The sequence below is a fragment of the Paraburkholderia sp. GAS38 genome (genome assembly GCF_050434965.1).
Taxonomy (GTDB): domain Bacteria; phylum Pseudomonadota; class Gammaproteobacteria; order Burkholderiales; family Burkholderiaceae; genus Paraburkholderia; species Paraburkholderia phenazinium_A.
Map to the genome: position 1 here is coordinate 91,976 of NZ_JBNDJO010000007.1, position 26,632 is coordinate 118,607.

The 26,632-nt window shown below is 63.9% G+C and carries 23 protein-coding genes; 18 read left to right on the forward strand and 5 right to left on the reverse strand.

All coding sequences use genetic code 11. The features are described from left to right. Positions 1–118: 118 nt before the first annotated feature. A complete protein-coding gene (locus P3T42_RS18125) occupies positions 119–1,219 on the reverse strand; it encodes an NAD(P)/FAD-dependent oxidoreductase (RefSeq protein ID WP_074296297.1) in 1,101 nt (366 codons plus the stop codon). A gap of 182 nt (positions 1,220–1,401) precedes the next feature. Beyond that, the gene (fdxA, locus tag P3T42_RS18130) at positions 1,402–1,725 is read right to left on the reverse strand and encodes a ferredoxin FdxA (RefSeq protein WP_429306809.1); all 324 of its coding nucleotides are present in this window, start codon (positions 1,723–1,725) and stop codon (positions 1,402–1,404) included. A 265-nt stretch (positions 1,726–1,990) separates the two neighbouring features. On the opposite strand from fdxA, the gene P3T42_RS18135 reads away from it, so the two are divergent. The 11 genes from P3T42_RS18135 to P3T42_RS18185 all read left to right on the forward strand — a co-directional run bounded on the left by P3T42_RS18135 (position 1,991) and on the right by P3T42_RS18185 (position 16,093). After that, positions 1,991–3,622, forward strand: a complete 1,632-nt coding sequence (locus tag P3T42_RS18135) for a 6-hydroxynicotinate reductase (RefSeq protein WP_074296295.1) — start codon at positions 1,991–1,993, stop codon at positions 3,620–3,622. Between the two features lie 5 nt (positions 3,623–3,627). After that, positions 3,628–4,587, forward strand: coding sequence for a UPF0280 family protein (locus P3T42_RS18140; RefSeq protein ID WP_429306810.1), 960 nt, complete (start codon positions 3,628–3,630; stop codon positions 4,585–4,587). Beyond that, positions 4,563–5,153 carry an amino acid synthesis family protein gene (locus P3T42_RS18145; RefSeq protein ID WP_074296294.1) on the forward strand — a complete coding sequence of 197 codons (591 nt, stop codon included), beginning with the start codon at positions 4,563–4,565 and terminating at the stop codon, positions 5,151–5,153. The genes P3T42_RS18140 and P3T42_RS18145 overlap by 25 nt, the downstream gene beginning before the upstream one ends. A 66-nt stretch (positions 5,154–5,219) precedes the next feature. Next, a complete protein-coding gene (locus P3T42_RS18150) occupies positions 5,220–5,804 on the forward strand; it encodes an amino acid synthesis family protein (protein ID WP_074296293.1) in 585 nt (194 codons plus the stop codon). A 58-nt stretch (positions 5,805–5,862) separates the two neighbouring features. Beyond that, a complete protein-coding gene (locus tag P3T42_RS18155; RefSeq protein ID WP_429306811.1) occupies positions 5,863–7,842 on the forward strand; it encodes an ABC transporter permease in 1,980 nt (659 codons plus the stop codon). Then, the gene (locus P3T42_RS18160) at positions 7,839–8,648 is read left to right on the forward strand and encodes an ABC transporter ATP-binding protein (RefSeq protein ID WP_074296291.1); all 810 of its coding nucleotides are present in this window, start codon (positions 7,839–7,841) and stop codon (positions 8,646–8,648) included. Before P3T42_RS18155 ends, P3T42_RS18160 begins: the two co-directional genes overlap by 4 nt. After that, positions 8,645–9,358 (forward strand): ABC transporter ATP-binding protein, encoded by a 714-nt coding sequence (locus P3T42_RS18165; protein ID WP_074296290.1) that lies wholly within the window; start codon positions 8,645–8,647, stop codon positions 9,356–9,358. Before P3T42_RS18160 ends, P3T42_RS18165 begins: the two co-directional genes overlap by 4 nt. 78 nt (positions 9,359–9,436) lie before the next feature. Next, positions 9,437–10,636 (forward strand): amidohydrolase family protein, encoded by a 1,200-nt coding sequence (locus tag P3T42_RS18170; RefSeq protein WP_074296289.1) that lies wholly within the window; start codon positions 9,437–9,439, stop codon positions 10,634–10,636. Between the two features lie 31 nt (positions 10,637–10,667). After that, positions 10,668–11,174, forward strand: a complete 507-nt coding sequence (locus P3T42_RS18175; RefSeq protein ID WP_074296288.1) for a (2Fe-2S)-binding protein — start codon at positions 10,668–10,670, stop codon at positions 11,172–11,174. Beyond that, the gene (locus P3T42_RS18180; RefSeq protein WP_429306812.1) at positions 11,171–14,821 is read left to right on the forward strand and encodes a molybdopterin cofactor-binding domain-containing protein; all 3,651 of its coding nucleotides are present in this window, start codon (positions 11,171–11,173) and stop codon (positions 14,819–14,821) included. Before P3T42_RS18175 ends, P3T42_RS18180 begins: the two co-directional genes overlap by 4 nt. A 63-nt stretch (positions 14,822–14,884) precedes the next feature. Next, positions 14,885–16,093, forward strand: a complete 1,209-nt coding sequence (locus P3T42_RS18185) for an ABC transporter substrate-binding protein (RefSeq protein WP_074296286.1) — start codon at positions 14,885–14,887, stop codon at positions 16,091–16,093. A gap of 96 nt (positions 16,094–16,189) precedes the next feature. On the opposite strand, the gene P3T42_RS18190 is transcribed toward P3T42_RS18185, so the two are convergent. After that, on the reverse strand, positions 16,190–16,441 hold the full coding sequence (locus P3T42_RS18190) for a hypothetical protein (protein ID WP_074296285.1): 252 nt from the start codon (positions 16,439–16,441) through the stop codon (positions 16,190–16,192). Positions 16,442–16,609: 168 nt separating this feature from the next. On the opposite strand from P3T42_RS18190, the gene P3T42_RS18195 reads away from it, so the two are divergent. The 5 genes from P3T42_RS18195 (at position 16,610) to P3T42_RS18215 (ending at position 22,006) form a co-directional block, all read left to right on the forward strand. Beyond that, entirely contained in the window at positions 16,610–17,131 is a 522-nt protein-coding gene (locus tag P3T42_RS18195; RefSeq protein ID WP_074296284.1) for a DUF6496 domain-containing protein, read from the forward strand. Between the two features lie 711 nt (positions 17,132–17,842). Beyond that, complete coding sequence (locus P3T42_RS18200; protein ID WP_074296283.1) at positions 17,843–19,117, forward strand: NupC/NupG family nucleoside CNT transporter; 1,275 nt, start codon at positions 17,843–17,845, stop codon at positions 19,115–19,117. Between the two features lie 73 nt (positions 19,118–19,190). After that, positions 19,191–20,510, forward strand: coding sequence for a thymidine phosphorylase (gene deoA / locus P3T42_RS18205; protein WP_429306813.1), 1,320 nt, complete (start codon positions 19,191–19,193; stop codon positions 20,508–20,510). Positions 20,511–20,571: 61 nt separating this feature from the next. Next, a complete protein-coding gene (locus tag P3T42_RS18210) occupies positions 20,572–20,985 on the forward strand; it encodes a cytidine deaminase (protein ID WP_429306814.1) in 414 nt (137 codons plus the stop codon). Positions 20,986–21,031: 46 nt separating this feature from the next. Beyond that, complete coding sequence (locus P3T42_RS18215; protein ID WP_429306815.1) at positions 21,032–22,006, forward strand: nucleoside hydrolase; 975 nt, start codon at positions 21,032–21,034, stop codon at positions 22,004–22,006. A gap of 46 nt (positions 22,007–22,052) precedes the next feature. Here the strand turns inward: P3T42_RS18215 and P3T42_RS18220 are convergent, their stop codons facing one another. Further along, the gene (locus P3T42_RS18220) at positions 22,053–23,381 is read right to left on the reverse strand and encodes an aspartate aminotransferase family protein (protein WP_429306816.1); all 1,329 of its coding nucleotides are present in this window, start codon (positions 23,379–23,381) and stop codon (positions 22,053–22,055) included. A 227-nt stretch (positions 23,382–23,608) separates the two neighbouring features. Between P3T42_RS18220 and P3T42_RS18225 the strand changes: the two genes are divergently transcribed. Next, a complete protein-coding gene (locus P3T42_RS18225; RefSeq protein ID WP_429306817.1) occupies positions 23,609–25,027 on the forward strand; it encodes a PLP-dependent aminotransferase family protein in 1,419 nt (472 codons plus the stop codon). A gap of 43 nt (positions 25,028–25,070) precedes the next feature. Here the strand turns inward: P3T42_RS18225 and P3T42_RS18230 are convergent, their stop codons facing one another. Continuing rightward, positions 25,071–25,790: an autoinducer binding domain-containing protein gene (locus P3T42_RS18230; protein ID WP_429306818.1), complete on the reverse strand. Its 720-nt coding sequence runs from the start codon at positions 25,788–25,790 to the stop codon at positions 25,071–25,073. 476 nt (positions 25,791–26,266) lie between these two features. Here P3T42_RS18230 and P3T42_RS18235 point away from each other — a divergent pair, with 476 nt between their 5' ends. Beyond that, positions 26,267–26,620, forward strand: a complete 354-nt coding sequence (locus tag P3T42_RS18235) for a fucose-binding lectin II (RefSeq protein WP_429306819.1) — start codon at positions 26,267–26,269, stop codon at positions 26,618–26,620. The last annotated feature ends 12 nt before the right edge of the window (positions 26,621–26,632 follow it).

Sequence of the window (26,632 nt, forward strand, 5' to 3'; positions counted from 1 at the left end):
GGCCTCGTCTCTCTCTGTTAGCTTCTGGTGCATCTGCTCACAACACAGCGGGCCCGCGCTTTTTCGCTGCCGGCCCGCTGTCATGATACAACCGGGAGGTTGCCCGGCAAGCAGATATTTAATCGAACACCGGCGATTCGACCCCCAGAACCTTGTGAAGTTTGGTACTGGTTGTTGTGTACTGCATATGAATTTTCTTGTCCGGGAAAACATAGGGTGCTGCCCCGAACGCCGCTAGCGCCGCTTCATGAAAGCCGGACAGGATCAGCTTCTTCTTGCCTGGATAGGTATTGATGTCGCCCACCGCGAAGATGCCCGGCACGTTGGTTTCGAACTTCTCTGTGTCGACGCCAACCTGCTTGCGTTCGATCTCGAGGCCCCATTGTGCAATCGGCCCAAGTTGCGGCGACAGGCCGAAGAATACCAGCAGGTGATCGAGTTCGAGCGTGCGCGTCACGCCGTCGCCGCCTGTCACCTTGATGCGATGCAGCGCCTCGTGATTGTCTTCGAAGCCGCTCACCTGGCCGACGAGGCACTGCATGCGCAGGTCGTCGCAGAGCGCGCGCATTTTCGCCACCGAGGCGGGCGCGGCGCGGAACTCGTCGCGCCGATGCACGAGGATCACGCTTTGCGCGATGTCTACGAGATTGAGTGCCCAGTCCAGCGCGGAATCGCCGCCGCCGCAGATCACGATGTCCTTGTCGCGGAACAGCTCGGGGTCGCGCACCCGATAGAACAATTGCCGGCCGTGGTACTTGTCGATGCCGGCGACTTTCAGCGAACGCGGCTGGAACGAACCGACACCCGCAGCGATAAAGATAGTTTTCGTAATGAACTCGGTGCCTTTACTGGTGCGCACGAAAAAGCGCCGGTCTTCCAGACGCTCGACGATCTGCACTTCCTGCCCGAGGTGAAAGTTGGCGCCGAACGGCTCGATCTGCTTGAGCAGGTTGTCCGCGAGCTCCTGCCCGGTGCAGATCGGCACCGCAGGAATGTCGTAGATCGGCTTGTCCGGATACAGCTCGACGCATTGGCCGCCGACTACCGGCAGCGAATCGATGACATGCGCCTTGATTTCCAGCAGGCCCAGTTCGAACACCTGAAAGAGGCCGACCGGCCCTGCACCGACGATCAATGCGTCGGTTTCGATGGGCGATGGCGGTTCGGCGTGGGTGTCCGGCGTGTTGTGCGAGGCGGGGTGGTCAACAACTTCGTTCATGGGTCTCTCCTGCAATCGGTTGAGTGAGGAACAACGGGGGAACGATGAGCCGTGCGCAGCGCCTGGGGCGGCTGCGGCAGGGCGAAAGCGATGCGCCTCGCAGTGGAGGCAGGGGCATGAGCAGTGGCAGTGGCGGCGGTGCGGCGAGCGGCATGGCGTCCCTCAGCTCAGATAAGCTCGGCTCAGCGCTCGAGCAGCGACAGCTTGTCCGTGACGTCCTTCCATGCGTCGGCGTCAGGCAAGGGCACTTCACGTTTGTTGAGTACCGGAAACACGCCGGTCAACTCGGCATTCAGCGCGGTGAACGCCTGCTGGTCTGCAGGCAGGTCTTCTTCGGCGTAAATTGCATTGACGGGGCACTCGGCCACGCAAACCGCGCAGTCGATGCACTCGTCCGGGTCGATCACCAGCATGTTCGGGCCGGCGTGGAAGCAGTCCACCGGGCAGACGTCCACGCAGTCGGTATAGCGGCAGCGGATGCAGGCTTCTGTCACGACATGGGTCACGGCGAAACTCCTTCTGCATAGGACCGCGGCACGGGCAATGGCGCGCCGCAACATAACGAACAATCGGGAAAAGGCGTTGCGCAGTCTATTTTGATCGAGTAGATTTCAATCAAGTTTGGTGTAGTGGATACTACACGAACGGTGAGTGACCGCAACATTTTTCAAAATGAGAGTTGTTGGGTGTCACACGAATGTGCCTTGAAACAAGGGCTATTTCGTCAGCCGGGTAGGGCCGATTGTAATGTCGTCGTATGGGAACCCCACCATGACTGAACATACGAAGGTCGATTTCGGTGCAGACGGCGTCGATGGCGAAACCGCCTCGACGCCCGGTCCGACCGTGCTCGAAAAAGCGGCGCCCCGCAGCGAGCGGATGGCGAGCAACAAGATCGAATGCAATGCGTGTCCCGTGTTGTGCCAGATCTCCGAGGGCCGCACCGGCGCGTGCGACCGCTACGCGAACTCGGACGGGCGGCTGATCCGGGTTGATCCGGTGGTGTTCGTGTCGCGCACGCTCGCGGTGGGCGATGGCGCCGGGGAGGCGGCTGCGGTCGAATTTGGTGCATCGCCCGCGACGGGCGGCGACGCGGCGGTGGCCGCCCCCGCGGCGGCTGCGCAACAGGATCAGGCGCTGTTCGTCACTGGCGTGGGCGCGTCGTCCACCTATCCCGACTACAAGCCCGCGCCGTTCATCGTCTCTTCAAAGCTCGAAGGTGTCGACATGGTGACGGTCGTCACCGAGGGCATCTTCAGCTATTGCAGCTTCAAGGTGAAAATCGACACTGACCGCTTTCTCGGGCCCGAGCAGTCGAACGTGCGTTGCCAGGGCGAGATCGTCGGCCATGTGACGACGGCCGAATACGGCTCGCAGATGCTGAGCCTCGGCGGCGTGCATCATCTGACCGGCGGCAGCAAGAAAGAAGGCCGCGTGACCTGCGACATGATGCTCGCGCTCGGCAACAAGCAGGCGGTGGAGCTGACCATCGACGGCGGGGCGAGCCTCGTGATCCGCGCGGGCGCGGCGCCGATCGTGGACGGTGTCGAGGAACAGCGCATGCGGGTGGGTTGCGGCTCGGCCACCATCGGCATTTTCGCCAAACAATGGTTCGGGCATGTCGACGAAGTGGTAGTGGTCGACGATCACATCACCGGCGTGCTCACTGAGCATCAGGCGGGACGCTGCCTCGGCATGACGCGCTCAGGTCTGAAGATTCGCGGCCGCAAGTCGACGCCGGGCCGCTATTTTCAGGTCGCCAATCCCGGCACCGGTTGGGGCGGTACGGATATTCAGGACCCCCTGGCCATTATCGAAGGCTTCGATCCTGCCGTGGCGCGACCGGGCATGCGCTTGCTGATGGTGTCGACCACCGGGGAGCATGCGCAATGGTACGAACTGGACGCGGATCTGGTGCCGCGCATCGCAGAGATGCCTACAGATGTTTTGCGCACCGTGGAGCGGATCGGCGAAAACTGCGAGCCGTCGCTCGCGACGGTGCTGTTCCTGGGGGGCGCGGGCGGCAGCCTGCGCGCCGGTGCCACGGAGAATCCGGTCCTGCTGACGCGCGCCATCAAGCAGCGTCTGGTGAACGTGACTTGCGGCGGTGCGCCGGCCTACGTCTGGCCCGGTGGCGGCATCACGGTGATGGTCGATGTGACGCGCATGCCGGACCGCTCGTTCGGCACGGTGCCGACACCGGCGATCGTCGCGCCGATCGAATTCACCATGAGCTATGACGTCTACCGCGACCTGGGCGGTCACCTCGATGCGGTGCGTTCGCTCGAAAGCGTGCTGGCGAATGGACCGGATCACGTCGAAGGGGCACCGCTCGCACGCCGCACCCTGGCGCGTCACCCGGATAACCCATGGCCGCTCGGCATGCCGCCGATGCTGGGATGACGGCTATGAACGCGACCCGCGCCCAACTCGACGCCACCCGTTGGCACTTGCAGCACGGCCCGATCGATCTGATCATCGGCGCCGATGGCGAGGCAGCGGCCGTGCGCGACGCGCATGAGGCGTGCTGGCAGCGCTTCACCGGTGTGCTGAGCGAGCTGGTTGCGGAACTGCCAGGCCTGCGGCGAGCCGTGCAGCACGACGCGGTGCGCCGGCCCTGCGAGGGCCCTGTGGCGAACCGCATGTGGGACGCGTGCTATCCGCATCGGGCCCGCTACATCACGCCCATGGCTGCCGTTGCCGGCAGCGTTGCGGATGAGCTGATCGGAGCGTTCGCGCAGCCGGGTGTGGCGCGCGCCTTCATCAACAACGGGGGCGACATTGCGCTTTATCTGAGCGCGGGTCAGCAGTACCGTATTGGTGTATTCACCGACCTGGCCCAGTTCGACGGCGCGCACCTCGCCGGGGGCGTCCCGCTCGATGCGAACCTGACGCTCGATGCGGCCTCGCCGGTGCGTGGCGTCGCCACGAGTGGCTGGCGCGGCCGCAGTTTCAGTCTTGGCATTGCAGATAGCGTGACAGTGCTGGCGCGCAGCGCCGCCGCCGCCGATGCCGCCGCCACGATGATCGCCAACGCCGTCGATCTGAAGCACGCGGATATCGTCCGCCAGCCGGCCTCTGCGCTCAAGGACGACAGCGATCTAGGCGACCTGCTGGTGACCGTGGATGTGCCGCCGTTGCCGCAACCGCTGATCGATTTTGCGCTCTCGCGTGGGGTCCAGGAAGCGGCCCGTCTGCACGAACAAGGTTTGATTGAAGGTGCTGCGCTGTTTCTGCAGCGCAGCGTGCGAGTGGTCGGCATGGCCGGTCCGCACGCAGCGGCGCCGGCTGCCGGTGGCGGCCTGCGCCTGACCCGTGACGCCCATTACCCAACGGAGGCTCCGTGTTCGAAATACGCCGCGTGCTGACGCACGTCGAAGACATTTTTCACGAGTTCGGTCCGGCGCCCGCGCATCCCTTGCGCAAGGGCGCGATTGCCGCCGTGATGCGCAATCCGTTTGCGGGCCGCTATGAGGCCGACATCCAGCACGCCATGGAAGCGCTCAAGCCGATCGGCATCGATATGGCGCAACGGCTGCTGGCGGCGATGGCGGTCCCGCACGCGGCGATCGAAAGTTACGGCAAGGGCGCGATTGTCGGCTCGGCCGGCGAGCTCGAGCATGGCGCGTTGTGGCATGTGCCCGGCGGTTATGCGATGCGCGAATTGCTGGAAAAGAACGGCGTGCCGACCAATGCGATCGTGCCGTCCACCAAGAAGGTGGGGGCGCCATCCACGGCACTCGACGTGCCGATGACCCACGTCAACGCGAGCTATGTGCGCAGCCACTTCGACGCGATCGAAGTGCGCGTGCCGGGCGCGCCGGCCGCGGACGAGGTGGTCTATATCCTCGTGATGAGTACCGGACAGCGCGTGCATGCGCGCGTCGGCGGTCTCGCGAAAGAGGCCATCGCCGGCAAGGACGGCCTGCGCTAACCCGCAGCGGCGTCGAACGAAAACAGACCGAACGCAAACACAGCGAACCCATATATGGAGAGCGAAATGGCAATCAAGCTTCGCAAGCTGATCGTGCAGGTGGATGAAACACGCATTGAAATGGGTCAGACGATCGATCCGCCGGTACGCCGCGCGGTCGCCATCGCCGTCATCGAAAACCCCTATGCGGGCCGCTTCGAACCGAAACTGGATGCGCTGATCGACGCGGGTGAAGAACTCGGCGCGCTGCTCGGCAAGAAATGCGTCGAGGCGCTGGGCATCGCGCCGGGCGAGGCGCAAAGTTACGGCAAGGCGGCGATTGTCGGCGAAGCGGGCGAACTCGAACACGCGGCCGCGATCCTGCATCCGAAGCTCGGCGCGCCGTTGCGCGTCGCGGTGGAGAAGGGTGCGGCGCTGGTGCCGTCGGCGAAGAAGATGGGCACGCTCGGCACGGCGATCGACGTGCCGCTCGGCCATAAAGACGCCGCGTTCGTACGCAGTCATTTCGACGCCATCGAAGCCCGCGTCTCCGATGCGCCGCGCGCCAACGAGATTGTGGTGGCGGTGGCAGTGACGGCATCGGGCCGGCCGCTGCCGCGCATCGGCGGATTGCAGGTCAGCGAAATCAAAGGCGAAGATGGTTTGCGCTGAATAATTTCGCTGGTAGTGTCCTGCGCATTGGATGGATTGCACGCCGCTGAGGGTTACGATGTTTTCGAATCTGCTGGTACAACTGGTCAATGGACTCGCCGACGCGTCGACGCTGTTTCTCGTCGCCGCGGGGCTGTCCTTGATCTTCGGCGTCACGCGCATCGTCAACTTCGCGCACGGTTCGTTCTATATGTTCGGCATTTATGTGGCCTACAGCATTGCGAGCCGCTTCGGCCAGACGACGGGCGGCTTCTGGCTCTCGGTGCTGGCCGCGGCGCTGGTTGTCGCGGTGCTCGGCGCGCTGGTCGAAATGATCGTATTGCGGCGCATCTATCAGGCCCCCGAACTATTTCATCTGCTTGCGACCTTCGCGTTGGTCCTGATCTTCCGTGACGCCGCGCTCTGGTTGTGGGGCCCTGAGGAACTGTTCGGGCCGCGTGCGCCGCACCTGGCCGGCGCGGTCAATCTGCTCGGCCATGCGTTACCCACTTACGATATCGCGCTGATCGTGATCGGTCCGCTGGTGTTGCTGCTGCTCTGGTATGGCCTCACGCGCACGCGCTGGGGCACGCTGGTACGGGCGGCGACGCAGGATCGCGAGATGCTCGGCGCGCTGGGTATCAATCAGGCGTGGCTGTTCACTGGCGTGTTTTTTGTGGGCGCGTTTCTGGCGGGGCTGGGTGGCGCCTTGCAAGGGCCGCGCATGTCGGCGAATCTGTCGCTCGATCTGGAGACCATCGGCAATGCGTTCGTGGTGGTGGTGGTGGGCGGCATGGGGTCCATCCCCGGTGCGTTCGTCGCCGCGTTGTTGATCGCCGAGATCAAGGCGCTGTGTATCGGCATTGGACATATATCGATTGGCGGGATCGATTTTTCGCTGAGCCGCTTCACGCTGGTTGCGGAGTTTGTCGTGATGGCGATTGTTCTGGTGGTGCGGCCCTGGGGTTTGCTCGGTCGCGCGAGCGCGGCAGTGCGTGGCATGGCTGCACCGGACGCGCCGCTGCGGCCTGCAGGCAAGCGTCTGAAGTGGCTGGCGGCGGCCGCGCTGGTGGTACTGGTGCTGGCGCCGCTCGCGGCGAGCGCGTTTCCGTATATGCCCATCCTGCTGGTTGAAATCCTGATTGCGGTGTTGTTTGCGACCAGCCTGCACTTCATCATGGGACCGGGTGGCATGCATTCGTTCGGCCACGCCGCGTATTTTGGTCTCGGCGCGTATGGCGCCGCGCTCTTTCTCAAAGTCCTGAATTTGCCGATGGAAGCGGCGCTGTTGCTCGGGCCGTTGCTCGCGCTTGGCGGGGCGCTCGTGTTCGGCTGGTTCTGCGTGCGCCTGTCGGGCGTCTATCTGGCGATGCTGACGCTGGCGTTTGCGCAGATCGTCTGGTCCGTGGTGTTCCAGTGGGATGACGTGACCGGCGGCAGTAACGGCGTACTCGGATTGTGGCCGTCGAACTGGTTGTCCTCGCCGGTCGCTTATTACTACCTGACGCTTGCCTGTGTCGTGGTGTGTGTGTGGTTGCTGAGACGGATGTTGTTTTCGCCGCTCGGCTATGCCATGCGGGCTTCGCGCGATTCGGGCCTGCGTGCCGAGGCAATCGGCATCGACGTCAAGCGCGTGCAATGGGCGTCGTTTGTGATCGCGTCGGTGTTCTGCGGTTTCGCCGGTTCCCTGTACGCGTTTTCGAAGGGCACGATATCTCCCGAGGTCATCAGCGTGAGCCGTTCCGTCGACGGACTCGTGATGGTGCTGCTCGGCGGCTTGCAGACCCTGACCGGGCCGATCGTCGGCGCCGCGGTCTTCACGTGGCTGCAGGACACCGTCGCGCGTCAGACCGACTACTGGCAAGCGCTGCTCGGCTTCGCCATCCTGTTGCTGGTGATCGCGTTCCCGCAGGGCATCGTGGGCTTTATCCGCGACCGCTTCGGCGACGACGACCTCGGCGCGAAGAACGGTCATGCCGGCGGCGCGTCCGACGCGGAGCGCGGCGATGTGCCGTCCCCGTCACCCTCGCAAGCGGCCGCCATGAAGGAGGGTCTATGAGTCTCCTGCGCGTGTCGGGGCTGTCGAAATCGTTCGGTGGCCTGAAAGCCGTCGACGACGTGTCGTTCGATCTCGAAGCCGGTCAACTGCTCGCATTGCTGGGTCCGAACGGCGCGGGCAAATCGACCTGCTTCAACATGGTTAATGGGCAACTGCGGCCGTCGTCCGGTTCGATCCGGCTCGACGATCACGAACTCGTCGGCATGCGGCCGCGCGATATCTGGCGCCTCGGCGTGGGCCGTACGTTTCAGATCGCCGCGACCTTCAATTCGATGACGGTGCTGGAAAACGTGCAGATGGCGCTGGTGTCGCGCGAACGCAAACTGTTCGGCCTGTGGAAGCCGGCGGGCTCGTGGTACGCGGATGAGGCGTTCAGCCTGCTAGAACAGGTCGGCATGGGCGCCGACGCGCATCGTGCCTGTGGCGTGCTGGCCTACGGCGACGTCAAGCGCGTGGAACTCGCGATTGCCATGGCAAACCGTCCAAAGCTGCTGCTGATGGATGAGCCGACCGCGGGCATGGCGCCCAGGGAACGTAACGATCTGATGGCGCTGACCAAGCGCCTCGTCACCGAGCACAAGATCGGCGTGCTGTTTACCGAGCACAGCATGGACGTGGTGTTCGCCTACGCTGACCGCATGATCGTGCTGGCGCGCGGCAAGCTGATTGCCGAAGGCAGCGCCGAGACGATCCGCAACGACGCCCGCGTGCAGGAAGTGTATTTCGGCACCGGCAAGACGTTTCAGGCGCACGCTGCGCTGGACCATCAGGACGGCCACGCCGGCCATCAAGGGGCGTTGCAATGAGCGATCCGATGCTGAAAGTCTCCGGTCTCAATGCGTTCTATGGCCGCGCGCACATCCTGTTCGACGTCGGTCTCGAAGTGGGCCGCGGCGAAGTGGTGGCGCTGATGGGCCGCAACGGTGCGGGCAAATCCACCACGATGAAGGCGGTGATGGGTCTGCTGCCGCGCCGCCAGGGCGAAGTGCGGTTTCGCGGCGCGGACATTGCGGCGCTGCCGCCGTACCGCATCGCGCGCATGGGGATGGGCTTCGTGCCGGAAGACCGCCGCGTGTTCTCCGATCTCACGGTGATGGAGAATCTCGACGCGGGCCGTCAACCGCCGCGCGAAGGCGCGCCGCAATGGACCCCGGAGAAGCTGTTCCGGCTCTTCCCCAACCTCGGCGAAATGCCGAAGCGCCCCGGCGGCCAGATGAGCGGCGGCGAACAGCAGATGCTGACCGTCTCGCGCACGCTGATGGGCAACCCGTATCTGGTGCTGCTCGACGAACCCTCGGAGGGCGTGGCGCCGGTGATCGTCGAGCAGATGGCGAACATGATTCTCGAACTCAAGCGCGAAGGGCTGTCGATTCTGTTGTCCGAACAGAACCTGCACTTCGCCGAGCTGGTCAGCGACCGCGCGTATGTCCTCGAGAAAGGGCAGATCCGCTTTAGCGGCACGATCGGCGAACTCGCGAAGAACGAAACAGTCAGGCGCGCTTATCTGAGCGTCTGATTCCTGCGACGCGGTCCTGCGCCCAGCACCATGCGGGCGAACGGTTGCGTCGGGTAGTCGTTGCGAAAGGAGAAGCAGATGGCAGCAGAGACGTTGACAGGGTTGTCGGGCAAGGTCGTGATCACGAATATCGGCCTGTTGTTATCGGGCGATATCGATCAGCCGATTCTCGACGCCGACACGCTGGTGATCGACGACGGCGTGATCGTCGCCGTGGGCAAGGAGAAAGACTGCGACCTCGAAGGCGCGCGCACCACGGTCGATTGCAAAGGCACCACGGTCGCGCCTGGCCTGATCGATTCGCACGTGCATCCTGTCTTCGGCGACTGGACGCCGCGCCAGAACCAGATGGGCTGGATCGAATCGAACCTGAACGGCGGCGTGACGACGATGATCTCGGCCGGCGAAGTGCATTTGCCAGGACGTCCTAAGGATATCGTCGGCGTGAAGGCGCTGGCGATCACGGCGCAGCGCTCGTTCGAAGGCATGCGCGGAGCGGGTGTCGGCGGCGGCGTGAAAGTGCTGGCCGGTGCGCCTGTGATCGAAAAGGGCATGGTCGAAGAAGACTTCAAGGAATTGTCGGAAGCAGGCGTGAAGCTGCTGGGCGAAGTGGGTCTCGGCAGCGTGAAGGCGGGTGAAGAAGCAGGGCAGATGGTTGCCTGGGCGCGCAAGTACGGCATTCAAAGCACGATTCACACGGGCGGCCCGTCGATCCCCGGCTCGGGACTGATCGACAAGGACGTGGTGCTGGCGGCGGATGCGGACGTGATCGGCCACATCAACGGCGGCCATACGTCGTTGTCTTACCGCCATGTCTGCGATCTGTGCGAGCAATCCACGCGGGCGCTGGAAATCGTCCACAACGGTAATGAGCGCATCGCGTTGCTGACCGCGCGCCACGCCATCGAACTTAAATGTCCGCACCGGATCATTCTCGGCACGGACAGTCCGGCGGGGTCGGGCGTGCAACCGCTCGGCATTCTGCGCATGATCGCGTTGATCTCGAGTCTCGCCGACGTGCCCGCGGAAATCGCCTTCTGCTTTGCGACCGGCAACACCGCGCGACAACGCAATCTACGCCAGGGGCTGATCGAAGTGGGCCGTCCCGCGGACCTGGTGTTCATGGACCGCGCGCAGCACTCGGCGGGCAGCACGTTGCTCGAAAGCGTGCAGCTTGGCGATATACCGGGTGTGGGCATGGTGATGATCGACGGCCTGATCCGTTGCCGGCGCAGTCGCAATACGCCGCCTGCTACCGAAGTGCCGGTGGTCGTCTGAGCGCGCGCCGCCACCCGTCGACGCTGCGGCCATGAACCGTCCCGCCAACCTCACGCTCAACGTCAACGGCGCGACGCATGTCGTCAGCGCCGGCGTCGACACGCCGCTGCTGTATCTGCTGCGTAACGACCTGGCGCTGAACGGTCCGAAGTTCGGCTGCGGCCTGGGCGAGTGCGGCGCATGCACGGTGCTGCTCGACGGCATCCCGACGCGCTCCTGTGTGACGACCGCGAGAGTCGCGCTAGGGCATGAAGTCACCACACTCGAAGGATTGGGTACGCGGACTGCGCTGCATCCGGTGCAGCAGGCGTTCATCCTGGAACAGGCCGCGCAGTGCGGCTATTGCCTGAACGGCATGATCATGACCGCCAAAGCGTTGCTCGACCGCGACCCTCATCCCAGCGACGACACCATCCGCCGCGAACTGTCGCGCAACCTGTGTCGTTGCGGCACGCATGTCGAAATCCTGCGCGCCGTGCATCGCGCTGCCGAATTGCTGGCGGCGCGACGTGGCGAGCTTGAAGGAGAGCGCGTATGACCGGGCCGGACGTCAGTGTCGACCGTCAACCGCTCTCGCGCCAGCAACTCGAGGACGCGCAGAACGTGCTGATCGTCGTGCGGCTGCCGCAGGCGCCGGTCAAGCCGGCGATCGGGCAGCCGGGCTCGCGCTCGTCCTTCGTGCCGACCATGGCGGACGTGTTCCTGGTGGTGCGCGGCGACGGCAGCGTGCTGGCGTTCAATGGACACGTCGACCTGGGAACCGGCATCGGCACTGCGCTCGCGCAGATCGTCGCGGAAGAGCTGGATGTGCCGCTCACGCGCGTGTCGGTGGTGCTCGGGCATACCACCGAGGTGCCGAACCAGGGCCCGACGATTGCGAGCGCAACCATCCAGATTTCCGCCGTGCCGTTGCGTCTTGCCGCGGCGCAGGCGCGGCAATTTCTGGTGAAGGAGGCGGCCACCCGTTTTGGCGTCGTCGCCGATACGCTCGACGTGCACGACGGTATCGTGCATCGTCGCGGCGAGGATGGGGCACAGGCGGCGGCACAAGCGATGGCGCAAGGCATCGGCTACGGCGAGCTGATCGCCGGGCGGCGCATCGAACTGACGCTCTCGACGGATACGCCGGTCAAGCCGCCTGAGGCGTATCGGATTGTCGGCAAGAGCACGGCGCGCGTCGATATTCCCGCCAAAGCCACCGGCGAGCTGACCTTCGTGCACGACGTTCGTATGCCAGGGATGCTGCATGGCCGCGTGGTGCGTCCGCCTTATGCAGGCGTGGCGCAGGGCGATTTCATCGGCAACAGCCTGTTGCACGTCGATGAAGACTCGCTGCGCGACCTGCCTGGTATCGTCAAGGTGGTCGTGATCCGCGATTTTGTGGGCATCGTGGCGGAGCGCGAAGAGATCGCGCAACAGGCCGCCAAACGCCTCGACGTGCAGTGGAAACCGGTGGAGGGCTTACCGCCGCTCGAGACCAGCAGCGAGGTGGAGGCCGCTTTGCGTGCCAACCCCTCGAAGCGTCGCGATCTGGTGATCGAAGGCGACGTCGACGCCGCGCTCGCGCAGGCGGGCAATGCCCTTGACCGCACTTACGTGTGGCCGTTCCAGATGCATGCGTCGATCGGGCCGTCGTGTGCGGTGGCCGACTATCGCGACGGCGCGCTCAAGGTCTGGTCCGGCACCCAGAATCCGCATTCGCTGCGCGCGGATCTGGCGCTGCTGATGGCGCTGGACGAAGCGCGCATCGAAGTGGTGCGGATGGAGGCGGCGGGCTGCTACGGCCGCAACTGCGCCGACGACGTGGTCGCGGATGCGGCGCTGCTCTCGCGCGCAGTGGGCAAACCGGTGCGCGTGCAACTATCGCGCGAAGACGAACACGCCTGGGAACCGAAAGGCGCGGCGCAACTGATGGACGTACGCGGTGCAGTGGACGCGGACGGCCAGCTCACGGGCTACGATTTCGCCACCCGTTACCCGTCGAACGACGCGCCGACGCTCGCCTTGCTGCTGACCGGGACGACCGCGCCGCAGCCGCAGGTGTTCGAAATGGGCGACCGCACGGCGGTGCCGCCCTACGACTACCGGACCATGCGGATCGTCTGCGACGACACGCCGCCGATTGTCCGGGCCTCGTGGTTGCGCGGTGTTTCAGCTTTGCCGAATACGTTCGCGCACGAATCGTTCATCGACGAACTGGCTGAGCAGGCGGGTGTCGATCCTGTCGCGTTCCGCCTGCAGCACCTGACCGATCCGCGCGCAATCGATCTGGTCAAGGCGGTGGCGAACAAGGCCGGCTGGCAGCCGCGTAACGTCGCGCTAAAAGAGCAGGACGAGCCGGACCAGCAGGAAGGCGACATCGCACGCGGCAGAGGTTTTGCGTATGCGCGTTACGTGCACAGCAAATTCCCCGGTTTCGGCGCGGCATGGGCCGCCTGGGTGGCCGACATCGAAGTGAACCGCAAGAGCGGCGAGCTGGCCGTCACGCGCGTGGTGGTGGGCCAGGATACCGGCACGATGGTCAATCCGGACGGCGTGCGTCATCAGATCCACGGCAACGTGATCCAGGCGACGAGCCGCGCGTTGAAAGAGCGCGTGACGTTCGGCGACAACGCGGTCACGAGCCAGGAGTGGGGCGCCTATCCGATCCTGACGTTCCGCGAGGTGCCGGTCATCGAAGTGGTGATGATGCCGCGCCACGGGGAGCCGCCCATGGGCACCGGCGAATCGGCCTCGCTGCCGGGCGCGGCGGCGATTGCCAACGCGCTCTACGATGCGACCGGGGTGCGCTTTCGCCGCCCGCCGTTCACGCCGGAGGTGATCCGTGCGGCGCTCGCGGATGGTCCCGCGCAAGAGGCGGCGGCCGCGGCTGCCGCGCGCAGGAAAAAGCGCTGGCGTTTCGGTTTCCTTAGCGCTTTGGTCGCCGGCACCGCGGGCTGGCTCAGCATGGCTTCATTCGCTCCGCAGCCGATTGCACCGATCACGCCGCCGCTCGCCTCGGCGTTTGCCCCCGAGCTGATCGCGCGCGGCAAGCTGCTCGCCTCGCTCGGCGACTGCGCCGTCTGCCACACCGCGCACAACGGCGTGCCGAACGCGGGCGGCCTCGCGCTCGATACGCCGTTCGGCACCATCTACACGACCAACATCACGCCGGATGAGCAGACCGGCATCGGCAACTGGTCGTTCGAAGCGTTCGTGCGCGCCATGCGCCAGGGCATTCATCGCGACGGACGGCACCTGTACCCCGCGTTTCCGTACACGTCCTTCAAGAACGTCTCCGACGACGACCTGCAGGCGCTATACGCCTACCTGATGTCGCAAACGCCGGTACGCTCGCGGCCGCCGGAAACCAGGCTGGCGTTTCCGTTCGGCGTGCGGCCCATGATGGCCGCATGGAACAGCCTGTTTCTGAAGCGCAATACCTTCACGCAGGATGCGACGCAAACGGCGCAATGGAATCGCGGCGCGTATCTGGTCAACGGCCTGGGTCATTGCAGTGCCTGTCACACGCCGCGCAATGCAATGGGTGCCGAGAAAACCGGCGCGGCATTCCTCGGCGGCGGCATGGCCGAAGGCTGGGAAGCCCCCGCCTTGACGACGCTGTCCAACGCGCCGGTACCGTGGACCGAAAACGAATTGTTCAGCTACCTGCGCTTCGGTCATGCACCGCTGCATGGCGTGGCGGCCGGACCGATGGGGCCGGTCGTCAGCGAACTCGCGCATCTGCCCGACAGCGACATCCGCGCGATGGCGAACTATCTCGCCTCGCTCAATCCGGCCGGTCCGAATGCGAATCCGCAAGCGCTCGCACGCGAATATGAAGAGGCCAGCATGGCGACGCCGGTTGCCTCCGGTCTCGGCGCACGGCTCTTCGACGGCGCTTGCGCCGCGTGCCACCACACCGGCAGCGGGCCGCAACTGTTCGGCGCGCATCCGTCGCTGGCGCTCAACACGAACTTGCATAGCGGAATGCCCGACAACCTGATACGCGTCATTCTGGACGGCATCGGCTCGCCTGCGCGGCCCGAACTCGGTACGATGCCGGCGTACCGAGACAGTTTCAACGACGCCCAGGTGGCCGAACTGGTGTCGTACCTGCGTCAGCAGTTTGCGGGCGGCAAGCCCGCGTGGCAGGACGTCGAGGCGACGGTGGCGCGCATACGCGCGGCGCCGCGCGCTGACTGAGCGCTTCGATTTGCCTGGTAGCACATTCGCATTCCCGCAATCCCACTGATAACGGAGAAAGGCATGACCACACGCGCAGGATGGATCTCTTGTCTGACCGTCTCGTTGACGCTCTCGTTGACCGCTCTCGGGGCGGCGGCGCAAGAGACGATCAAGATTGGCGAAATCAACAGCTATAAGGCTCAACCGGCCTTTCTCGGCCCTTACAAGAACGGCTGGAATCTCGCGCTCGACGAGGTGAACGCATCGGGCGGCGTGCTCGGCAAGAAGCTCGAAGTCGTCTCGCGCGACGACAACGCCAACCCGGGTGACACGGTGCGCGTCGCGCAGGAACTGGTCACGGGCGAGGGCGTGCAGTTGCTGTTCGGCGGCTTCCTGTCGAACACGGGTCTCGCGCTCGCCGATTACGCCAAGCAGCGGCACGTGTTCTTCCTCGCCGCCGAACCGCTGACCGACAAGATCGTCTGGGCCGACGGCAACAAATACACCTACCGTCTGCGTCCTTCGACTTACATGCAGGTGGCGATGCTGGTGCCGGAAGCCCTCAAGCTGCATAAAAAGCGCTGGGCGCTGGTGTATCCGAACTACGAGTACGGCCAGTCGGCAGTGGCGACGTTCAAGCGCCTGATGCAGGCTGCGCAGCCTGACATCGAATTCGTCTCGGATCAGGCCTCGCCGCTCGGCAATCTCGATGCGGGTGCAGTGACCCAGGCCATCGCCGATGCGAAACCCGATGCAATCTTCAACGTGCTGTTCGGCGCGGATCTCGGCAAATTCGTGCGTCAGGGCAATACGACGGGTCTGTTCAAGGACCGCAGCGTGGTGTCGTTGCTGACGGGCGAGCCGGATTATCTGGACCCGCTTGGCGCCGAAGCGCCGACCGGCTGGATTGTCACGGGCTACCCGTGGTATTCGATCGATACGGCCGCCAACAAGAAGTTTGTCGATGCGTATCAGGCGAAGTATCACGACTATCCGCGTCTCGGCTCGGTGGTCGGTTATTCCGCGTTGATGTCGATTGCGGACGGGCTGAAGAAAGCCGGTTCCACCGATCCCGACAAACTTGCCGCCGCGTTCAAGGGCTTGAACGTCGATACGCCGTTTGGGCCGGTCACGTATCGCGCGCAGGACAACCAGTCGACCATGGGCGCTTATGTGGGCGTGACGGGTGTGAAGGACGGCAAGGGTGTAATGACGTCGTTCCACTATATCGACGGCGCGAGCGTGCAACCTTCGGACGCCGAAGTGAAGAAGCTGCGTCCTGCTGACTGACTGCCTCCGTCGAACCAGGCGCCGCCAGGGTTGGTCAATGGCGGCCGTAAAACCCTGGCCAGGGCGAAATCGTCATGATTTAGCCCTGGCCGCTCGCTATTCTTCCGCGTCGTGCTCGGCGACGAAGCGCCGCAAATACGCCAGCACTGCCGCCTCCGCCGCGCGATGATCGGCGCAGCTTTTCGACCCGGCGTTCTCTTCGTCGCCGAACAGCGTGGACGGCGCGTTGTGCACATCCACTTCCTGCCCCTCGCGAAACACGCGAATTTCGTGGACGTCCTCGGCATATTCGGCGATCCAGTGCACTCCCTCAATATGAGCGCCTGCGCGTAAGGTGGGTATCTTCATGCGGCTTCTCCCGGATGGCCGGACGGCCGTCAAGCCGGACACCAGGCGCCGGCCCTTGCTGTAACCATACGCCGTCCGCGCGAATGGCGCACCGGATTCGTGGGCTTTTTCGTAAGGCACAGGGGTTGCTGCATGAATGCAGGCCAACAACCCATTGGGAGGACTGTCATGCCAGTACAGAAAACCATCCACCGTGCCCAGGCCGACAAGCGCGCCGGCAAAGCCGCGAGCACCCAGGCCGGGGAGTTCGTCAAGGAAGAGGTCGACCGCGTGCGCGCCGGCAAGCATGGCGTGCGATCGGCCAGGCAGGCGATTGCCATCGGCTTGTCGAAGGCGCGCCGCGCCGGCGTCGATCTGAAGGCGCCGAAGAAGGGTACGACCAGCGAGGCGACCCGTAAAAAGGCGGCCAAAGATAGCGCGGCGGGTCAGCACAAAAGTGCTGCCAAAAGTACCAGCACCGAATCGAAGACGAAGCGCGCGCGTGCCGCCACCACGGCGCTCAAGCGCGAGAGCGGACAGGGTGCGTCGAGCGCGGCATTGTCGAGGCAGACGAAGACGGCTGCCGCTCGCCGGCCGGCCGCGAGCCGCTCAGCGGCGGCGAAGAAGGCGGCCAGTACCAAGGGCGCCGCCGGTCGATCGGCGGCGGCGAAAAAGGCCGCGCATACGCGGGCCGCGCGCTCGCATCATTGATGCATGCGTCGTGACGCTTTGAGGCGGGTGTCGAGGGCGGCGGTGCAATGCCGCCGCCCGTCATGCCGCACGCCGCTGATACGGACGTGCCGCGCGTAAACAATACGGAAGCCTTACCGTGAACCTCGGTGATTCCACACGTAGGGCTCACTTCACGCATTTCGCATGCGGCTTGGCACAGAGCCTTCGCCTCTCCACGAAAAGCCTTGTACTTTATTTTTTTGGTCATCTATAACCTGACCGATAGGACAGGATTAAAGGTGAAGTCGCGGCGTTGCCTGTGGGATGCGCAATGCATGGGTCGCATCCTGCCCGCCAAAACGGCGAGCATCGCTGCATTGCGTCATCTCAACATGCAGAGCCGTGCGCGGCTGCCAAGGCTGGACGCGGCGCACTTTGCGCTGCACTATACGGTGCACGGACGGGCACGCCGCCGCGACATGCCCGCTGGACCAACAAAAGAGACAAAGAGGAGGAAGATAGGTATGCGAAGTAAAGTCAGTCGTGCTGCACGTCCCCCATCCCACCCAATTTTCCTTCAACCGCGCTGTCAACCGCGCCGTCGTTCCGAACGGCTCGTACTGAACCCAAAGCGGGCCTGCTAGACGGCCCAAGCATCCCTACGCCACCGTGCTGGAGAGACCGGCCTCGTGCCGTCAGCCCGGCTGGCAACTCCCCCGATCATCCTCATTCCGATAGAGCGAGCACAACGTGGATATCGTACGTAGTCTGTGTGGCATTGCCTTGCTGTTGCTGATCGCCTTTGTGCTCTCGACCAATCGCAGCGGCATCCGTCTGCGCACGCTGATTCCCGCGCTGGCCGCCCAGGTGGCGATCGGCGCGCTGGTGCTGTTCGTGCCGCTCGGCAGCGCCGCCCTCGCCGCCGCTGCGCGCGGCGTCAATCATGTGCTGCAGATGGGCGACCGTGGCGTCTCGTTCATGTTCGGCGGTCTCGTCGACGACAAGATGTTCGCGCTGTTCGGCGGCGGTGGCTTTGTGTTCGCGCTGCGCGTGCTGCCCATGATCATCTTCGTCACCGCGCTGATCGCGGTGCTGTATCACATCGGCGTGATGAAGTGGATCATCGACGGTCTCGGCGTCGTGTTCGAAAAGCTGCTCGGCGTGAGCCGCGTCGAAGCGTGCTCCGCGGTGGCCACCATCTTTCTCGGCCAGAGCGAGATGCCGGCCTTCGTCAAACCGTTCGTCAAGCAGATGACCGGAGCCGAGTTGTTCGCCGTCATGTCGAGCGGCATGGCTTCGGTAGCGGGGTCGGTGCTGGCCGGTTACGCGGGCTTAGGCGTCAACCTGGAGTATCTGCTGGCCGCCTCGTTCATGGCGATTCCCGGTGGCCTGCTGTTCGCCAAGGTGATTTTCCCGACTACCGAGCCAAGCCGCGTCGTGCTGGAAGGACTCACGTTCGACGAACGGCGCTCGGCCAATGTGATCGAAGCGGCCGCGTCGGGTGCGGCCATCGGGCTGCGCATCGCCATCAATGTCGGCGCGATGCTGATCGCCTTCATCGGCCTGATCGCATTGCTGAATTCCACTGTCAGCGGCATTGCCGGCCTGTTCGGCCATCCGCAGATCACGCTGCAGAGTCTGCTTGGCTGGGTGTTTGCACCGCTGGCGTGGTTGATCGGCGTGCCCTGGCACGATGCGCCGCTCGCGGGTAACTTCATCGGCGAGAAGTTGATCCTCAACGAGTTCGTGGCGTATGTGGATCTGTCGCCGTACCTGAAGGGCGCGCAGTCGGTCGCGGCGGCCGGCCTGCAAGTGCTGGATCCGAAGACGCTGGCTATCGTCTCGTTTGCGCTGTGTGGATTTGCCAACTTCTCGTCGATCGCGATTCTTACGGGTGGCTTTAGCGCGGTGGCGGTGGAGCGACGCGCGGAAGTGGCGCGCTATGGCTTGCGCGTGGTCGCAGCGGCCACGCTGTCGAATCTGATGAGTGCGGCGATTGCCGGCATTTTCCTGTCGTTTCATTGAACGCGTTAAACGCATTGAGCGGCGAGAAGTGAAATGACGCTACGGTCTCCTACCTTGGGTTGGGTCGATCATCATGTCGTTGATACAGGAAATCATTCGCAGGAAGCGTGACCGGCAACCGTTGAGCCGCAGCGAGATCGCCGAGTTCGTGCAGGGCGTCGCTGACGGCGGCGTCACCGACGGCCAGGTCGCCGCGTTTGCGATGGCGGTGTACTTCAACGACATGAGCGTCGACGAGCGTGTCGCACTGACGCTCGCGCAACGCGACTCGGGTCAGGTGCTCGGCTGGCGCGACTTCGATCTGCCGGGGCCGTTGATCGACAAGCATTCGACAGGCGGCGTCGGCGATCTCACGTCGTTGCTGTTAGGCCCGCTGGTGGCCGCCTGCGGAGGCTTCGTGCCGATGATCTCCGGGCGCGGGCTCGGTCACACCGGCGGCACGCTCGACAAGCTCGCGGCCATACCCGGCTACAACGTAGTGCCTGAAACCGCGGCGTTCCAGCGTGTCGTGCGCGAGGTTGGGGTAGCGATCATCGGCCAGACGGCGCAGCTTGCGCCGGCGGACAAGCGGATCTACGCGATCCGCGACGTCACGGCGACGGTCGAGTCCGTGGCGATGATTACGGCGTCGATCCTCTCCAAGAAACTCGCGGCGGGACTCGCGAGCCTCACGATGGACGTCAAGGTCGGGTCGGGCGCTTTCATGCCGAACTACGAGAAATCGCTGGAACTGGCGAGAAGCATCGTCGACGTCGGCAACGGCGCCGGCATGAAGACCGTCGCCGTGCTGACCGACATGAACCAGCCGCTCGCCCCCTGCGCGGGTAACGCGCTGGAAGTCCGCTGTGCGATCGACTATCTCACCGGACGCCGTCGTCCGGCACGGCTGCACGAAGTCACGCTGACGCTCGCTTCGCAGATGCTCGTCACGGGCGGCCTCGCCGACGATCCCGCGCACGCCTATGTCAAACTGAACGCCGCGCTCGATTCGGGCGCGGCTGCCGAGCGTTTTGCGCGGATGGTGCGCGCGCTGGGCGGGCCATCTGATTTGATCGAGGCGTCTCAGCATCATCTAGGTGAGACGCCGGTTGTGCTTGAGGTCGCCGCACCGCATGCGGGTTACGTGACGCGGATCGATTGCCGGGCGCTCGGACTGACGGTGGTGGGGCTGGGCGGCGGCCGACGCCGTCCCGAAGACGGCATCGACTATCAGGCCGGTTTGACAGACCTCGTCGAACTCGGACAATACGTCGATGCGGGCGCAACGATTGCGCGGGTTCACGCACGCGGTCGATCCGCAGCGCAACACGCGGCCGCTGAGATCCAGGCCGCGTTCACCCTGGCCGCAACCGCAACGACGATGCCGCCCACCGTGTACGGCCTGATCGAGTGATCGAATGATCGCCTGGCGGAGCGAAGCACCGGTGGATTCCTGATTTTGATGGGGAGGAGTAGTGACACACGAACATCTGATAGACGAAGCCCGCAAAGCGCGTGAGCGTGCCTATGCGCCTTATTCGGGCTTTCTGGTGGGCGCGGCGCTCGAGACGAACGACGGCACGCTCTTTCACGGCTGCAACGTCGAGAACGCTTCATATGGCCTGTGCAATTGCGCCGAACGCACGGCGTTCTTCAGCGCGGTGGCAGCAGGTTATCGTCCGGGGCAGTTCAAGACGCTGGCCGTGATCGGCAACACCGACGGTCCCATCGCGCCGTGCGGCGCGTGCCGTCAGGTGATGATCGAACTGGGCTCGCCCAAACTCGAAGTCGTACTGAGCAACCTGGCGGGCAAGGTCGAGGTGACCAGCGCCGCCGCGCTATTGCCCGGCGCGTTTTATCTGGAGCCAGGCGGCGTGCCGGCTGCATAAGCACGCACGCCGCGCTGTCCTCCGCAAACAAGGTGAGTGCCCAATCATGCACAAGGTAATTTTCGACACGGACCCCGGCGTCGACGACTCGATGGCGCTGGTGTTCCAGACGCGTCATCCGGCGATCGAACTGATCGGCGTGACGTCCGTGTTCGGCAATGCGACGATCGAAACCACGACCCGTAACGCGGTCTATCTCGTCGAACGGTTTGCGGACCCTACGGTAGTCGTCGCACGTGGCGCAGGCAAACCGCTGCGCCGCGCGACCCCCGAACCGATTCCGCATATTCACGGACACAACGCCCTCGGCGACATCGCGCTGCCTGCGCTGGCCGACGGCGGCCGCGCCCGCCTCGATGCGCGCCCCGCGCATCGCTTCATCATCGACGAGATTCGCAAGCACCCGCACGAGATCAATCTCATCGCCGTGGGCCCGATGACCAATCTCGCGCGGGCCTTGCAGGAAGACCCCGAGATCCAGCAGCTGGTCAAGCAGGTCATTATCATGGGCGGCGCGTTCGGCATGAACGGCGTTTTGGGCAATGTCAGCCCGTGTGCAGAGGCGAATATCTCCGCAGACCCGGAGGCGGCCGATCAGGTTTTTGCCGCCGCGTGGAAGGTCACCGCGGTGGGGCTGGACGTGACGCAAAAGGCCATCATGGATACCGCCTACCTGGACCGTATCCGTCAGCACGGCGGCGAGGTGGGGCAGTTTGTCTGGGACGTGTCGCGTCTGTACGAGCAGTTCCACATCGACAGCTCGGGCGTCCATGGAATCTATGTGCACGATTCGTCGGCGGTCGCTTATCTGGTGGCGCCCGAGCTTTATCGGATCCGGCGTGGGGCGGTGCGGGTGGTGGTCGAAGGGCTGGCGGTCGGCCAGACCATCCAGAAGCCGGAGAACATGGGGGTGCCTGCGCCGGACTGGGACAACTCGAGCAAGCAGGACGTGTGTGTGGATGTCGACGTGGACGGTTTTTTGAAGCTCTACTTCGATACCATCGTCGGGACTGCTGCGTAAGTACGTCAGGCGGGCAGCGGCGCGACGCCGCTGCCCGATGGTGTCGTTACTGCACCGTGGCGAGCACGTCGCGCACGGTCTTGAAGATGTGCTGGATCTGCTCTTCGTTGACGATCAGCGGCGGCGAGAACGCGAGGATGTCGCCCGTGAAGCGGACCAGCACGCCCGCCTCGAAGCATTTGACGAACGCCTCATAGGCACGCGCGCCCGGTGCGCCGTCGCGCGGTTCGAGTTCGATTCCGGCAACCATGCCCAGATTGCGAATGTCCTTCACATGCTTCGCATCGCGCAGCGCGTGTGCGGCGCTCTCGAACGCCGGAGCGAGCGAAGCGGCACGGCCGAACAGATCTTCGCGGCGATACAGGTCGAGCGTGGCCACCGCAGCCGCAGCCGCAGCCGGGTGCGCCGAATACGTGTAGCCGTGGAACAGTTCGATCGCCCCTTGCGCGCCGGCATTCACGATGGTGTCGTGGATCGTGCGGCTCGCCGCCACCGCGCCCATCGGAATCGCGGCGTTGTTGATGGCCTTCGCCATGGTCAGCAGATCCGGCGTGACGCCGAAGTACTCGCTGGCCGTGGCCTTGCCCAGACGCCCAAAGCCGGTAATCACTTCGTCGAAAATCAGCAGGATGCCGTGCCTGGTGCAGATGTCGCGCAGCTTCTGCAGATACCCCTGCGGCGGGACCAGCACGCCGGTCGAGCCGGCGACCGGTTCGACGATCACCGCGGCGATCGTCGACGCGTCGTGCAGCGTGACAATACGCTCGAGCTCGTCGGCCAGATGCGCGCCCCAGGCGGGTTGGCCCTTCGAGAACGCGTTGTGTTCGAGGTTATGCGTGTGCGGCAGATGATCGACCGCCGGCAGCAGCGCGCCGGAGAAGGTCTTGCGATTCGGCGCAATGCCGCCGACCGAGATGCCGCCGAAGCCCACACCGTGATAGCCGCGTTCGCGACCGATCAGACGGGTACGCTGCCCTTCGCCGCGCGCACGGTGATAAGCCAGCGCGATTTTCAGCGCCGTATCCACCGATTCCGAACCCGAGTTCGTGAAGAAAATCCGGTCGAGGCCGGCCGGCATCAGCTCGGCCACCTTCGATGCCGCTTCGAACGCGAGCGGGTGGCCCATCTGGAAGGTCGGCGCGAAGTCGAGCGTGGAAAGCTGCTGGGTGATCGCGGCGACGATCTCGTCGCGGCTATGGCCCGCGTTCACGCACCAGAGACCGGCACAGGCGTCGAGCACCTCGCGCCCGTCCGTCGTGCGGTAGTACATGCCCTTGGCCGATTCCAGCAGGCGCGGCGCGGCCTTGAACTGGCGGTTGGCGGTGAAGGGCATCCAGAAAGACGACAGATCGTCGATGACAGGGCGCGAAGTCATGGTGTTCTCCTTGAAGTGATCCCCCAAGGAGACTTCCTTCCAACGGAGGAAGTCCCTGTGGGACGGGGCGTTGCGAAACTGTAGCGTCCGCGGTTAAATGGCGCACATAAACAGTTGATGCACTGCGCTGCTAACTGTGCAGGCGAAGTTGCTGCAACTGTGTTGGTCGTTTGAGTGTCCGGCACCTTGCCCCATGGGGCTCCCATCGCAACCTTGCGTCCCTCGCCATGATTGAACTTGAACTGGAACGCGACCGCCGCACCGCGCCCACCCTCGTCGAACAGCTCGTGCAGGGCTTTGCGCGCGCTATCGAGGCGCAGTCGCTGCGGGCCGGCGCGCTGCTGCCGTCGGTCCGGCAACTGGCGTCGAGCCAGGATCTGAGCACGTTCACCGTGACGGAGGCCTACAACCGTCTGGTTTCGATGGGGCTGGTGGTGGCCCGGCGCGGGTCGGGATACCGGGTGGCGGCGCGCGCCCAGGCCGCGCGCGCGAGCGCCACCGACTGGCAGCCGCCCAGCCTGACCGCCACCTGGCTGCTGTCCGACGTGTTCGCCGACCATTCGGTGCCGATCAAGGCGGGCGGCGGCTGGCTGCCGAACGAATGGATCAACGAAAGCGGTCTGCAGCATGCGCTGCGGGCGATGAGCCGGGTGCCGGGGCCGCGCATGGGCGATTACGGTCATCCGTATGGTTTTGCGCCGCTGCGCGAGCGGATTGCCGGCCAGCTCGACCGGTACGGCTTGCCGGTCGAGGTGTCGAACGTGCTGCTCACGCAGGGCGCGACCCAGGGGCTCGATCTGATCGTACGCACGCTGTTGCGCGCCGGGGATGTGGTGCTCGTCGAAGATCCCGGCTACTGCAACCTGCTGCAGATTCTCAAGCTGGCGGGGCTGGTGGTGTACGGCGTGCCGCGCACGCCGGCCGGCGTCGATACGGATGTGCTGGAGACGCTGGTGGCGACGCATCGGCCGAAGGCGATGTTCGTCAACACCACGCTGCAGAATCCGACCGGCGCCACCTTCGGCATGGCCGCCGCCTTCCGTCTGCTGCAGATCGCGGAACGGGCGCGCATGTGGGTGATCGAGGACGACGTGAGCCGCGAACTCGCGCCGCCGGGCGCGCCGCTGTTTGCCGCGCTGGAGGGCCTGCAGCGCGTGCTTTACGTGGGCGGCTTCTCGAAGACGGTCACACCCGGACTGCGCTGCGGCTATGTGGTGGCCGAGCGTGACGTGCTGCGCGAACTGGCGCGCACCAAGATGGCGGTGGGGCTGACTTCGTCGGAGACGATCGAGCGGATCGTCGACAAGGTGCTGCTCGAAGGGCGCTATGCGCGTCACGTGGAGGATGTGAACGAGCGGCTCAAGGCCGCGCATGCGGTGGTGGAAGAGCGGCTCGATGTGTTGGGGCTGGAGCTGTTTCACCGGCCGCGTGCGGGGCTGTTTCTGTGGGCGCGCTTGCCCATCGAGCCCGAGCGGGCCGGTGAGGTGGCGACGGCGGCGCTCGCGCATGGCATCTGGCTCGCACCGGGGTCGTACTTCAGGCCCGACGATGCGGCCAGCGCCTGGTTCCGCTTCAACGCGCCGTATTCGACTGACGATGCGTTGTGGCGGTTTATCGAGCGGGTGGGGGAAGCCGGCGGACGATGACACTCATGCCGGAGCCATCGCACAGCAACCCTACGGCCATGCGTCAACCCAACTGAATCAGTCCCATCGCGCTCGCTTTGACTGCGGCCTGAATCTTGTTAGTGGCTTCCAGTTTTGACAGCAGGTTGCCAATATGGAAATTAACGGTACGTTCGGAGATACCTAGAATTTTTCCGACCTCATAGGCGGTCTTTCCTTCTCCCGACCAGCACAACACCTCGCGCTCCCGTGCGGTCAACTGGACCTGTGATTCGGGTATCAGTTTGGGTAGAAGGAAATTACTCATCGTGACGTGCGACAGATTGGCTAGCCAGTTAATCGGTTGCGGTAGCCGATTGATTTCAGTTCTGCTCAATGTGTCCGCGTGCCGGGACATGGTCAACAACCCAAACACACCATTGGCCGACCAGTTCGATTGGGCGACACCTACCCTGAGGCCGAAGTCATGCGCATCGGCCCAAAACGGACGCGTCTCGGCCGCGATCAATTCGGACCAAACCATCAGGCGCGAATGTCGAGCGCCGGTCTTCACCGTTGGATCAATGCCTAAATAGTTGCTTTCCTGATAATGCTTCATCCAGCCTTCTGGGTAAGTCTCGAAGATTGCGATAGAAGGATTCGAAACGGGAATTGGCGTGCGTATGCCGTAGCAACAATATTCAAATCCGAGTTTTTTCGCGCATGATGTGATTCGCTCGAAAATCTGATATTCGTCTCCTGCGGAGGAGAATGTCTCGTAAATATCCAGAAAGGCAGGTTCCATTGCGATATCTCCATACCTGATTACGCATCCCGGCATAACTATTCTGGTCGGAGAGCTGTGCGAAGTAAATGGGGGATTAATTTTATTTTTTGAGACGTTGATTATAGAGATAGTGGTTACGTGCAGATGAAAGGGGTTTGGAGGAGTGAAATGGTATTTTGTGCGAATTTTCCTGCTTTGTGAGGGTGTTAGCAGTTGTCGGCAGGTTTGTCATTTTCCTTATTATTGATATGAATAACGTGGCATCGTTTCGACGCATTGGCCGCAAACGCCTGGAGCGATCACGATGCCCGACCCTGTAACCGATGACAGCTAGATGGGCATGTTCGCATGACTTAAATTGGGTTCACCGGCGGCGCGATTCCACTCGAGTCCGCTGCGACGGCACCGATACCTGCGAGGTGTCGTCCAGAAGTCGGATGAATGCTGGTTGGCTTCGATGGTCTGCAGAAACAAATCTCTCTGAAGGTTTAATCATGGATCAGCAAGGCAAATTCACACTTCCCGCAAATACGAATTTTGGCGTGTCGGCATTTACCAATTCGACGTTCGATCAGACCGTCAAAGTTCTCATCGATGGGCAGGTCAAGGCCACGTTTACGGGGCATGGCATGTCGAATAACCTCATTGGAAGCCAGGTATTGAATTCCGGAAAAGGTGCCGTTCAGGTAACCGTGGGTACCGGTTCTGGTGGCGCGACTCCATCCAGCCTGATTTCGGGGCGTGCAATTTTAGCCAATCGCGTTAATTTCGGAATGGTTGCGGCAGACGAAGGGAGTGATGGAGATTTCAATGACAGCATAATCGAGCTCAACTGGCCGTTGCGTTGATCACTCAATTAT